6 protein-coding genes, 1 other RNA gene and 4 pseudogenes are annotated in these 11975 nt (G+C 62.9%); 3 read left to right on the top strand and 8 right to left on the bottom strand.

Annotated elements, in window-relative coordinates; all coding sequences use genetic code 11:
• The first annotated feature begins 64 nt into the window (after positions 1-64).
• Positions 65-934: a diffusible signal factor synthase RpfF gene (gene rpfF / locus XpopCFBP1817_RS09020; RefSeq protein ID WP_128416880.1), complete on the top strand. Its 870-nt coding sequence runs from the start codon at positions 65-67 to the stop codon at positions 932-934.
• Positions 935-954: 20 nt separating this feature from the next.
• Here rpfF and XpopCFBP1817_RS09015 read toward each other — a convergent pair.
• From XpopCFBP1817_RS09015 to XpopCFBP1817_RS08985, 7 genes and pseudogenes are all read right to left on the bottom strand, one after another.
• Positions 955-1031: non-coding RNA, sX9 sRNA (locus XpopCFBP1817_RS09015), on the bottom strand.
• A gap of 61 nt (positions 1032-1092) precedes the next feature.
• Positions 1093-3273 carry a sensor histidine kinase RpfC gene (gene rpfC / locus XpopCFBP1817_RS09010; protein WP_128416869.1) on the bottom strand — a complete coding sequence of 727 codons (2181 nt, stop codon included), beginning with the start codon at positions 3271-3273 and terminating at the stop codon, positions 1093-1095.
• A 7-nt stretch (positions 3274-3280) separates the two neighbouring features.
• Positions 3281-3900, bottom strand: a pseudogene (locus tag XpopCFBP1817_RS09005) (RpfH protein).
• A gap of 1 nt (position 3901) precedes the next feature.
• The gene (gene rpfG, locus XpopCFBP1817_RS09000; RefSeq protein ID WP_128416868.1) at positions 3902-5038 is read right to left on the bottom strand and encodes a cyclic di-GMP phosphodiesterase response regulator RpfG; all 1137 of its coding nucleotides are present in this window, start codon (positions 5036-5038) and stop codon (positions 3902-3904) included.
• Between the two features lie 138 nt (positions 5039-5176).
• Positions 5177-6694, bottom strand: a complete 1518-nt coding sequence (gene lysS, locus XpopCFBP1817_RS08995) for a lysine--tRNA ligase (RefSeq protein WP_128416867.1) — start codon at positions 6692-6694, stop codon at positions 5177-5179.
• A gap of 178 nt (positions 6695-6872) precedes the next feature.
• Positions 6873-7998, bottom strand: a protein-coding gene (gene prfB / locus XpopCFBP1817_RS08990) for a peptide chain release factor 2 (RefSeq protein ID WP_128416866.1) whose coding sequence is annotated in 2 segments (ribosomal slippage) — positions 6873-7922 and positions 7924-7998 — 1125 coding nt in all. Because the reading frame shifts where the segments join, the coding sequence is not laid out codon by codon here.
• A gap of 248 nt (positions 7999-8246) precedes the next feature.
• A pseudogene (locus XpopCFBP1817_RS08985) lies at positions 8247-8850 on the bottom strand (hypothetical protein).
• 154 nt (positions 8851-9004) lie between these two features.
• On the opposite strand from XpopCFBP1817_RS08985, the pseudogene XpopCFBP1817_RS08980 reads away from it, so the two are divergent.
• Positions 9005-9333 (top strand): annotated as a pseudogene (locus XpopCFBP1817_RS08980) (acyltransferase family protein); the annotation flags it as partial.
• A 274-nt stretch (positions 9334-9607) separates the two neighbouring features.
• Positions 9608-10639: a DUF1176 domain-containing protein gene (locus XpopCFBP1817_RS08975; protein WP_128416865.1), complete on the top strand. Its 1032-nt coding sequence runs from the start codon at positions 9608-9610 to the stop codon at positions 10637-10639.
• A 90-nt stretch (positions 10640-10729) separates the two neighbouring features.
• On the opposite strand, the pseudogene XpopCFBP1817_RS08970 reads toward XpopCFBP1817_RS08975, so the two are convergent.
• Positions 10730-11902: pseudogene (locus XpopCFBP1817_RS08970) on the bottom strand (single-stranded-DNA-specific exonuclease RecJ); the annotation flags it as partial.
• Positions 11903-11975: the final 73 nt, after the last annotated feature.

The following is an 11975-nucleotide window of genomic DNA, read 5'->3' as shown; positions in this document are numbered from 1 at the left end:
CTCTGAGCACTTCTATCTCCGTCCGAAAGGGCGGCCGGCCGGACGGTCACTACGGAGAACCACCATGTCTGCAGTTCAACCTTTCATTCGCACCAATATCGGTTCCACTCTGCGCATCATTGAAGAACCACAGCGAGACGTGTACTGGATCCACATGCATGCCGACCTGGCCATTAACCCGGGGCGCGCCTGCTTTTCCTCCCGTCTGGTCGACGACATCACCGGCTACCAGACCAACCTCGGTGAGCGGCTGAACACAGCCGGTGTACTGTCACCGCACGTGGTGCTGGCATCGGACAGCGACGTGTTCAACCTCGGCGGCGACCTGGCATTGTTCAGTAAGCTGATTCGCGTACGTGACCGCGCACGTCTGCTGGACTACGCACAACGCTGCGTGCGTGGCGTGCATGCCTTCCATGTGGGTCTGGGCGCGCGTGCGCACAGCATCGCGTTGGTCCAGGGCAATGCGCTCGGCGGCGGTTTCGAAGCGGCTTTGAGCTGCCACACCATCATTGCCGAGGAAGGCGTGATGATGGGATTGCCGGAGGTGCTGTTCGACCTGTTCCCGGGTATGGGGGCCTATTCCTTCATGTGCCAGCGCGTCAGCGCGCAACTGGCTCAAAAGATCATGCTCGAAGGCAATCTGTATTCGGCCGAAGAACTGCTGGGACTGGGGCTGATCGATCGCGTCGTGCCACGTGGCGAAGGTGTGGCCGCAGTGGAACAGGTCATCCGCGAGAGCAAGCGCACTCCCCATGCGTGGGCGGCCATGCAGCAGGTGCGCGAAATGACCACGGCCGTGCCGCTGGCAGAGATGATGCGCATCACCGAGATTTGGGTGGATACGGCGATGCAGCTCGGTGAAAAGTCGCTGCGCACCATGGACCGCTTGATACGCGCGCAGTCGCACCGCTCAGGACTCGAAGCAGGCTGATGCGCCAGGGGTCTTAGAGCGGCTAACAAAACGTAGCGAGCAGTCGTCAGTTGGGTGCGGACGGCGTGCTCAGAACCTGAGTGTACGAGTGGTACATGAGGATTCCGAGCATCGGCCGCGCCCGCCTGGCGGCTGCGTAGTAGTTTTGTTAGCCGCTCTTATTCGCTACTACGGGGGGAGCGCTGGTCGTCCTTGACACGCTGCATGCGTGCGTCGAGTGCGTCCCTTCCGGCCTTCAATTGCTCGCGTAATCCAGACAGCCGTTTCCGCCACTCTGCCTGCAATTGCCAATCGGCCATACGCATCAGCTCACCGCCATTGGAAGCAACCTGGGCCAGACCCAGGTTGCTGGCGACGCCACGCAGCGTATGCGCACTTTCGCGCAACTGCTCCCAGTCCAAGCGCGTGCAGTCGCGCTCGATCGCATCCACGCAGTTCTGCGCATCTTCCAGACATTGCCGCACGAACTGACGTTCGAATTCATCGCCCATACCGAGAGAAGCCAGTTCATCGAGCACGCTGGAATCGAGCACGCCTTCAAACGTTGCCGGAATCTGCACGCTGGTCACCGGCGCGGCCAACGCCTGCGTACTGACAGCCAGATCCGCGAGTGTATCCAGCAGTTTGGTGGCCACCACCGGCTTGGCTAAAAACGCACGCGCCCCTGCCTGCTCGCAACTACGGATCGCTTCGGGAGTGACGTCGGCGCTAAGCACCACTACCGGGGTATAGCGCATGCCGCTGGCCTGCATCACACGCAGTTGCTTGAGCATGTCCAGGCCGTTCATGCCCGGCATATGCAAGTCCACGATTACCCCATCGAAATCTTCTTCTGCCATTGCGTCCAGTACCTGCTCGGCGCCGTTGACGCACAGTACCTTGTGCCCTGCCTTCTCGAGCAACCGCTGCAACACCATGCGATTGGCTTCGTGGTCGTCGGCTACCAGCATGCGCATGCTGCGCACGCGTGCGCGATGACGCAGGAACGGGTTGGAGAACGCGATGACGTTTGAGGCTTGCAACGCATCGGAGGTATCCAGCAGCGCGCCAGTCGGCACGCGTGCAGGCTGCACTTTCGCTGGAACGCCGATCGCCATCGGCAACTCGAACCAGAACACGCTACCGCCTGACTGGTTTTCCTTAAAGCCGATGTTGCCGCCCATCGCTTCGACCAGCCCCTTGGCGATCGTGGTGCCAAGCCCGGTGCCTTCGTAACGTCGGGATAGCCCAGCATCAGCTTGCTCGAATGCTTTGAACAGTCGCGGACGCATGTCCATCGGTACGCCGATACCGGTGTCTTCCACATCGAAGCGCAGTCGCAGGCTATCGTCTCCGCTGCCGGAAATACGCGTTATCCGTAGCAGTACATGCCCTTGTTCTGTGAACTTGACTGCGTTACCGAGGATATTAAGCAGCACCTGGCGCAGGTGGCCGGTGTCGCCCTTGAGCAGATCCGGCACATCGGCGGCAACCTGGGTGCCGTAGTCCAGCCCACGCGCCTTGGCCTGCGGCTGCAGAATCATGTTGACCGAGCCAAGCAGGTCGCGCAGCGAGAAGTCGCGACGATCGATGCGGATCTTGCCAGCCTCGATCGCCGAGATATCCAGCACCTCTTCGACCAGCGACAGCAACGTGCGTGCCGAGGCCTGGATGGTATTGAGGCATTCCTTCTGTTCTGCGTCCAGGCGCGTGGTCGCCAGCACTTCGGTCATGCCCGACAGCCCGTTGAGCGGAGTGCGGAACTCATGGCTCATATTGGCCAGGAAGCGGCTCTTGGCCTGATTTGCATGCCGCGCCTCACGCACCGCACGCGTCATCGCGCGCAGCAACGAATCGAAATACAGCGGCACTGCGATCAGACCGATCCACAAGCCCCAGCTGAGATATGGATTGGCCTTCCAATATGGTGATATCAGGATGGCGGCGAGAAAACACAGGCTACCCATGGCAGTTGCGGCACGCAGGTAATTGCTGCCGTAACGCAAGCCGTTGCCGATAGTCACCCACATGCAGACTGCGTAAAGCGGCGACGCCGGTTCTCCCTGGATCGCCATGATGGCGCCGGTACAGCTGTAATCCAGCAGCATGCCGATCACCCGCCGCGGGTGGGACACCTGCGGCCGCACCAGGATCGCAACCATCAGGCCAAGCGACACCACCAACTCGACCACCAGGATCAACCACGTAGCGACCAGCGTGTCGCCGGGCGCGTGCTGGTAGCGCCAACCCAGGTAGGAAATGAACAGCGTGGTGATGGTGATACGAACCAGATTTTGCGCGTGTTCTGTATCCGCCCGTCCGGACAGGCGTTGCTTCAACCATGGCAGTGGAGCCTTCATAGACGCCTCAGACGCGCGGTGGCGTCGGTGGAGTTGGAACCCGAGAGTGCTGTGATGCAGTGTCAGCGCCCCTAGTAGGCTGGGGCGCCGATAGATCGTTGGCACATTCGTGCAGAAGACGCAACATAGGGTTAACAATCAGCGCACTCACCAACGCAATCCCCAGCCCGAATCGTTGTTGCCAATAGTCACTGTTGGCAAAGGTCATGCCGAAGCTGAGCGCCGCCATGGCCGTTGCCGTGTGCTGGGCGTGGCTGCCCAAGCGCAAGCCATTGCCGATCGTCACCCACAGCAACACGACATACAAACACGCCATTGGCGCCCCCAGCCATGTCATCGCCAGCGCAACCAGGCCGCAGTCCGACAGCATCCCCAGGGTGCGCCGCAAATGTATGGCTGCGGCATGGCGACGATCCACCCAAAGATCACCAACGCCATTCCCTGCCCGATGGCGATCAGCCAGAACAGTTGATGCGGCTGGTGTCCGGAGACCCGCCACTGGGCGGCAAACACCAGGGCGTAGGTAAGGATCAACAGGACCATCGCGATACGCACCAAGGCTTGGACATGCTCGCTGTCGGTGCGCCGAGCAAGTCGATCACGTAGCTGTTCAAGCGCCGCATTCACTTCACACCCCGGGTCGTGCTGATGCGGTCCAAAACTCCCCGCAGATCTGATCCAGCTGCGCGCGGCCGCGCAGCAGCGCATCCACGCAGCGCGGGTCGAACAGGCGGCCGCGTTGGGCGTACAGGTAGGCAAGCGCTGCATCCATGGTCCACGCTTCCTTGTAGGGACGCGGCGACAGCAGCGCGTCGAACACGTCGGCCACCGCCACGATGCGCGCTTCCAGCGGAATCGCCTCGCCCACCAGTCCGTCCGGGTAGCCCGTGCCGTCGTAGCGTTCGTGATGGCGTAGCGCGATCAGGGCGCCGACCTGGATGAAGCGGTTCTGGCTGCCGCTGAGCAGCTCGTAGCCGATACGCGGATGGCGCTTCATGATGCTCATCTCGTCGTCGGTGAGCTTGCCTGGCTTGAGCAGCAACGAATCGGGAATGGCGATCTTGCCCATGTCGTGCAGCGGTGCGGCCATCTCGATGATGCGCACCTCCTCTTCCGACAACCCCAGTTGCTCGGCGATCAGGCCGGCCACATGCGACATGCGCTCCAGGAACGCGCTTGTGCCCGAGTCGCGGTATTCGATCGCGCGCGCCAGCCGCGACAGCGTCTCGCGTTCGCGCTCTTCGACCTCGTTCATGCTGGCCAGCAGGCGCTGCTCCAGCGATAACGCGCGTTGCTTGACGCTCTCGCTCTGCTGACGCAGCTGCAGCAAGTTGGCGCAGCGCGCGCGCAGTTCGCGCGGGCGAATCGGTTTGACCAGGAAGTCGATCACGCCGGCTTCCAATGCGGCCTGACGGATCGGTTCGTCGCCAACGATAGTGATCAAAATGATCGGGATATCGCGATGGCTCGGCAGTCGCCGCAGCCGGCGTGCGAACTCCAGGCCATCCATGCCGGGCATGCAATAGTCGAGCAGCAACAGATCCACTCGCCCGGCTTCACACCACGCAAGCGCGTCGAGCGGGTCTCCGAAGTCGTAGACCTTCAATTCGGGCGCGATGTCTTCGATTACGTGACGCAGCATCGTCCGCGCAGACATCTGGTCATCGACAATAACGATGTTCAATCCCAGATCCGCCTTTTCCGACCAGCTTCCCCATGTATCCGTCGACGATGCACCGACCGGATTCCCTAAAACATCCTGCATAGCCGTTGCTCCTCTGTCTCGAGAACGGGAAAGCGATAACGCCGACAATACTGCCGACTCCCCCGACGATACGCCATTCTGGGCTCCGCTCAAGCATATGCATTATTTGTGCCGTCGGCACGCCGACAGCACGGAGAATCAGGCTTCCGGACGCATGTACGGGAACAGCAGCACATCGCGGATCGAGGTGCTGCCGGTCAACAGCATCACCAGGCGATCGATGCCGATGCCAAGACCGCCGGTCGGCGCCATGCCGTACTCCAACGCGCGGATGTAATCGGCGTCGTAATGCATCGCTTCGTCGTCGCCACCGTCCTTGGCCTGCACCTGCGCCTGGAAGCGCGCAGCCTGATCTTCAGGGTCATTGAGCTCGGAGAAGCCATTGGCCAGCTCCTTGCCGTTGATGAAAAGCTCGAAGCGATCGGTGTAACCCGGCTCGGTGTCGCTGGACCGCGCCAACGGCGACACTTCGACCGGATGGTCGGTGATGAAGGTCGGCTGGACCAGCGTGTGCTCCACGGTGGCTTCGAAGAGTTCCAGCAGCAGCTTGCCCCAGCCATAGGACGGCTTGACCTTGATCTTCAGACGCTCGCAATGGCGCAGCAGCGCAGCGCGATCGGTGCAATCGGCCACGCTGATTTCCGGATTGTGGTGACGAACGGCCTCATCCATGCGCCAGCGTCGGAAAGCCGGTGCCAGATCGATGTCGGCGCCATCCCAGTTCAGCTGGGCGGTGCCCAGCACCGACTGCGCGGTGTCGCGGATCACCTGCTCGGTCAGATCCATGATCTCGTGATACGTGGCGTAAGCCTCGTAGAGTTCGAGCATGGTGAACTCGGGGTTGTGCCGGGTCGACACGCCCTCGTTGCGGAAGTTGCGATTGATTTCGTAGACGCGTTCCAGCCCACCGACCACCAGCCGCTTGAGATACAGCTCCGGCGCCACGCGCAGATACAGCTCCAGATCCAGTGCGTTGTGGTGGGTGGTGAACGGCTTGGCGGTGGCGCCACCGGGGATGTAATGCATCATCGGCGTTTCCACTTCAAGGAAGCGGCGCGCGTCCAGCCAGGCACGCATGGCGCGGATGATCTTGGAGCGCTTGATGAAGACCTCGCGCGCTTCCGGGGTCACGATCAGATCGACATAGCGCTGGCGGTAGCGCTGCTCCACGTCCGACAAGCCATGCCACTTGTCCGGCAGCGGCCGCAGCGACTTGGTCAGCAGGCGCAGCGCGCTCGCCTTGACCGACAGTTCGCCGGTCTTGGTGCGGGTCAGCCCGCCCTCCACCGCCACGATGTCACCGACGTCCCAGCCCTTGAACGCGGTGTAGACATCGCCGAGCACATTGCCCTGCAGAAACAGCTGCACCCGCCCGGATTCGTCCTGGATCTGCGCAAAACTCGCCTTGCCCATCACCCGCTTGGCCATCAGGCGGCCGGCCATCTTGACAGTGCGAGCGCTCGCTTCCAGCGCCTCCGGGGTCCAGGTCTGCGCATCGGCGAATTCGGCCTGCAAATCGCCGGCGAACTGCTCGCGCACGAAATCGTTGGGATAGGCGATGCCCTGGCTGCGCAACGCGCCCAGTTTCGCGCGACGCTCGGCGATGAGGCTGTTCTCGTCGGCGGGGATCTGCGGCGCGGGGGTCTGCTCGGTCATGACGGGAATCGATCTGCTGTGGGTCGGGCGCGTGCCCGGTGGGAGTGAGGAACCGACGTAGCCAGCGCCTGCTTTGTTTTACGGTGGGACTGCGACCACTACGCGTGTAGCAGCGTCACATGGTGCGCTGCCCTTATCGCCGTTACCCTACAAGAAGCATGGCGGCGTCGCGCAGCGATCAGGCATCCAGGCGTTTGGAGCCTGCCGCCAGACCGGCTTTGAGGCTGGCCGCGACGAATTCGTCCAGATCGCCGTCGAGCACCTTCTGCGTATCGCTACGCTCGATACCGGTGCGCAGATCCTTGATTCGGCTCTGGTCGAGCACGTAGTTGCGGATCTGGCTGCCCCAGCCGATGTCGGACTTGGTGGCTTCCAGTGCGTCGCGCTCGACGTTGCGCTTCTGCACTTCCAGCTCGTACAACTTGGCGGCCAGCATCTTCATCGCGTTGTCGCGGTTCTGGTGCTGGCTGCGACCGGTCTGACAGGCGACTACGGTGTTGGTCGGAATATGCGTGATACGCACCGCCGACTCGGTCTTGTTGACGTGCTGACCACCGGCGCCGGATGAGCGATATACGTCGGTGCGCAGATCGGCCGGATTGATGTCGATCTCGATGTTGTCGTCCACTTCCGGCGACACGAACACCGAGGTGAAACTGGTATGCCGGCGATTATCCGAATCGAACGGCGACTTGCGCACCAGACGGTGCACGCCGATCTCGGTCTTCAACCAGCCATAGGCGAACTCGCCTTCGACCCGGATCGTCGCCGATTTGATGCCTGCGACTTCGCCGCCGGACACTTCCATCAGCTCGGTCTTCCAGCCGCGCGACTCGGTCCAGCGCAGATACATGCGCAGCAGAATTTCGGCCCAGTCCTGCGCCTCGGTGCCACCGGCGCCCGCCTGGATGTCGACGAACGCGTTGGCGCCGTCCATCTGGCCGGAGAACATGCGCTGGAATTCCAGCTTTTCGACATGCACCTGATACTTGTCCAGGTCGGCGAGCACCGCCAACGCGGTGTCTTCGTCCTGCTCGCTTTCCGCCAGTTCCAGCAGGTCGGCCGCGTCGGCCAGGCCAGCCAGCACGTCGGCGATGCCGATCACGGTCTTTTCCAGCAGCGAACGCTCGCGCCCCAGGGCCTGCGCGCGCTCGGAATCGTTCCACACATCTGGGTTTTCAAGCTCCCGGGTGACTTCTTCTAAACGCTCTTTCTTGACGTCGTAGTCAAAGATACCCCCTGAGCGAGAGCACGCGATCGTTGAGATCGGTGATGCGCTGGCGGATCGGATTGGTTTCGATCATGACGGACTTCCGGCAAACAAGCCCGGTATTTTAGCAAGCGGGCGGCGGCGGCGGAACGCGGTGGCGGCGATGGGTGACGCAGCTTTGTGCTGGCTTCGGCATGTCGCAGCGAGCGTTGGCAACGCCCGGCCAAAGCAGTGGCCTGTAGGCGGGATGCTCAGATCGCTAGCATCTGGTCCCAAGCTGTCGCAGGCGGGGCAACAGTGGCACTCCGCGCGATCGGAGCTGTTCCATTCAAGGAGAGTCGGTCAGCCCTGCGCAGCCTCCAGACGCTGTGCTGCTGGAACCTGCCCAGCCAACATCCGCAACCCAGCTATATAACGGCGGCTGCATGGCAGCACGCTGGCATCGATCTGGTGCACGCGGGCGTCGCCGGATTCCATCGGTTCGATCGCCTGCAAAGCTGCACAGATCCTTGGAGACTTCGTACACCCACTGCAAGCGCCAGCCACCGACGTCGTAATGCGCAACGACCGCCAAGTAGACCAGCTTGCGCAGCAGCGCAATGCCACTGACGTGCAGCAACCATCAGGCCAGCCCAGCCGCCATCTAGAGCGGAATGGGCCGTCGCCAGACATCGGCATGCAGCGGCCAGCGCTGGCAGTGCTGGCATAGCCAGATCAGCATCGGCAACAGCAGCAACGAGGCGGTCGCGCTGCTCAGCTGCCAGGTCAACGCGTGCCAGAGCACCAACGTCTGACCATCGCGACGTGCCGCCAGCCATGCGGTTAAGGTGTTGCCCAGCACACCGCACTAGAAAACCATCAGCCAGATCAACGCCACCCAGTGCTTGCCCGCGCTGGCGTCGCTGCCGGTATAGTGTGCAATGGCCACGGAGGCAGGTGAATGCATCCGCGCATTCTAGGCAAGCCGCCCGCTTGCCATCGCCGGTTCGTCCCTGCAGCGCAGCGATTGGTCACTCGGGGGGACTGCGTTGTCACCCTTGGCGTGCATGGAGAGGCACACGGTTGGCGAGGATGCGGGCACGCCTTCAGCCGACACGACCATGACCGAGCGCCGCCACGATATCGACGCCGTGCGCGTCTTCGCCTTCACACTGCTGATCCTCTATCACGTGGGCATGGCCTACGTGGCCGACCGGGGTTTCCACCTCAAGAGCGTGCACCCGCGCAGTGGCTGCAGTGGCCCATGATCGTGCTCAATCGGTGGCGGATGCCGTCGCTGTTGATGATTTCCGGCATCGCGATCGGTCTGTCGCGGCCGCAGGCCACACCCTGGCGCTTGGCCTTGCAACGCTGCGGGCGGTTGCTGCCGCCGTTGCTGTTCGGCAGTTTCGTGGTGATCGCGGTGCAGGCTTATTGCCAGGGCGTGAGCATCTGACTGCCTGGCTCGCGCCGACGCTGGTGATCGCCGCCACCGTGATCGGCTGCCTGGCGTTGCATGAGTTTGCGATCCGTCGCGTACGCTGGTTGCGGACTTTGCTTGGATTGCGTGGGCGCACGCAGCGTGTAGCGAGCAAGACTGACGGCGTGCCAATGGCGTGGTGAAGATGCTGCGCAGGCGTGTCCCCGCTTTAGCGTGCCACTCACTGGACGGCACGTCGGCAGCAACGCAAGATACGCGTCGGACACGCTCTTTCGAAGACACCATGCGCCCTACCCTGCTTGCCGCCACCTTGTTGCTCACGCCCGTGCTCGCCCTTGCCGATGCGCCGGTCGGCATTGCCTTCGATTACCAGGACTGGACCATCGCCTGCGACAACACCCGTACATGCCGCGCTGCCGGCTATCAGCCGGATGAAGGCGACAGCACGCCGGTGTCGGTGCTGCTGACGCGCAAAGCCGGCGCCGGGCAAGCAGTGACGGCCGAGTTGATGCTGAGCCAGCACAACGAGGTCAAGATGCCGGCGTCGCTCACCTTGCGCATCGACCAGCGCGACCTCGGGAAACTGGCACTCAATCGCGACAGCGGCACCGCACCGCTGACCAGCGCGCAGGTAACCGCGCTGCTGGCCGCACTGACACGCAGCAGCAAGATTGTGGCGGTCGGCAATGATAGTCGCCGGTGGCAGCTATCCGATCGCGGCGCTGCGGCGGTGCTGCTGAAGATGGACGAGTTCCAGGGCCGGCTGGGCACGCGTGGTGCGCTGGTGCGCAAGGGCGATCGCGACGAGGCCGAAGTGCTACCGGCCTTGCCGGTGCCGCAGGTGCGCGCAGCCAAACTCGCAGCACCGCAAGCGACAGATGTGCGCCTGGGCAAGCTGCCGGCGCTCTATCAAGCGCTGCGTGCCAGCTTGCCGGCCAACGACGGATGCAAGGGACTGGACGCAAGCACTGCGCCTGAACCGCTGACCATCACCCGGCTCAGCAGCGACAAGCTACTGGTCTCTACCCAATGCTGGATGGGCGCCTACAATGTCGGCACCGGCTATTTGGTCATCAGTGCACGCGCGCCGTTCGCGCCGATATTGATTACTACGCAGGCCAGCGACCTGGATGGGGCGACCATCATCGCATCCCACAAGGGGCGCGGTCTGGGCGATTGCTATAGCGAGGCCAGCTGGACCTGGGACGGGAGTCGCTTCGTGCCGACCTCCAAATCCACCTCCGGCCTGTGCCGGCTAGTGGCCGCTGGCGGGGCGTGGAAACTGCCGACACTGGTGAGCGAGGTCAAGAAGTAACGGCGATCGATGCGCGAACAGTGCCAGTGACGATGTGCGCTCGTGCTGCAGTCGGGCGGTCCAGCCAGATCAACGCGCTTAGCGCAGCGATCAGGCCGTCGCCGTCGTCACTGCCGGCTCGCAGTGCTCGACGATCAATTGCACCGCAGTACCACCGCTATAATCGTCGCTGACCAGACGATAGACCAACCGCACCATGCGAGCCGGCTCGCTGCCGCGCCAGCCGTTGAAGTGGATTGCATTCAGCGGTTCGGCGCGCCCGGCGCAACGCAGCGTCAACTTGAGGTGGCGCTCCTTGAACACGCGCCATTGCAATACTTCGAACTGACCATCGAACAACGGTTCGGGAAAGCCCTGCCCCCATGGCCCGGCCACGCGTAGCGCTTCGGCATGCAGGTGATCGAGTTCGTGCGCGGCCAGTTCGCCGTCGCTATGTAATTCGGCATGCAGCAGCGAGGCGTCGACCATCATCTGCACCTGGCGTTGGAATGCCTGTTCGAACGTCACCAACGCGGCATGGTCCATACTCAACCCGGCCGCCATCGCATGCCCACCGAACTTGTGGATCAGGCCCGGATGACGCGCATCCACCGCGGCCAGCACATCGCGAATATGCAGGCCGGGAATCGACCGCGCCGAGCCGCGCAACAGGCTGCTGCCCGGCTCGGCCGGGGCAAGCGCGATCACCGGACGATGCAAGCGGTCCTTGAGTTTGGAAGCGACCAATCCAATGACGCCGGGATGCCATTCGGCATCGAACAGGCAGGCCGCAATCGGCAACACACCATTGGCATCCAACACCACGTTGGTAACGGCTTGCTCGGCGTCGTCGGTCATCAACTGCTGCACCGCGCGGCGCTCGGCATTGATCTCTTCCAGGGTGCCGGCGATCTCGCGTGCGCGGCGCCAGTCTTCGCTGAGCAACAGCTCGATGCCCAAGGCCATGTCTTCGAGCCGACCTGCGGCGTTGAGGCGTGGGGCGAGCGCAAATCCAATGTCGCTGGCGCTCAGGCGCGCCACATCGCGGCCGCTGGCATCGATCAAGGCACGCAAGCCGATGCAGCCCCGGCCCTCGCGCAGGCGGCGCAAGCCAGCCGACACCAGCGCACGGTTGTTGGTATCCAGCGGCACCAGATCGGCCACCGTGCCGACGGCGACCAGGTCCAGCAACACCGACAGATCCGGTTCGGCACGTTCGGCAAAGGCGCCGCGCGCGCGCAGCACACTGCGCAAGGCCATCAGCACGTAGAAGATCACCCCGACCCTGAGGTATCCCCACGTTTTTCAGCCCATGACCATCTGGTTGTAGACGTGTTCGGGCAGTGTGCGTAATCGC

Source organism: Xanthomonas populi (assembly GCF_002940065.1).
GTDB lineage: Bacteria > Pseudomonadota > Gammaproteobacteria > Xanthomonadales > Xanthomonadaceae > Xanthomonas > Xanthomonas populi.
This window is presented reverse-complemented; position numbering and strand designations above follow the sequence as displayed.

Bases quoted from the DNA above. Each gene is read 5' to 3' on its own strand.
- rpfG (WP_128416868.1), bottom strand. From the start codon at position 5,038: ATGCAGGATGTTTTAGGGAATCCGGTCGGTGCATCGTCGACGGATACA.
- XpopCFBP1817_RS08975 (WP_128416865.1), top strand. From the start codon at position 9,608: ATGCGCCCTACCCTGCTTGCCGCCACCTTGTTGCTCACGCCCGTGCTC.
- rpfC (WP_128416869.1), bottom strand. From the start codon at position 3,273: ATGAAGGCTCCACTGCCATGGTTGAAGCAACGCCTGTCCGGACGGGCG.
- lysS (WP_128416867.1), bottom strand. From the start codon at position 6,694: ATGACCGAGCAGACCCCCGCGCCGCAGATCCCCGCCGACGAGAACAGC.
- rpfF (WP_128416880.1), top strand. From the start codon at position 65: ATGTCTGCAGTTCAACCTTTCATTCGCACCAATATCGGTTCCACTCTG.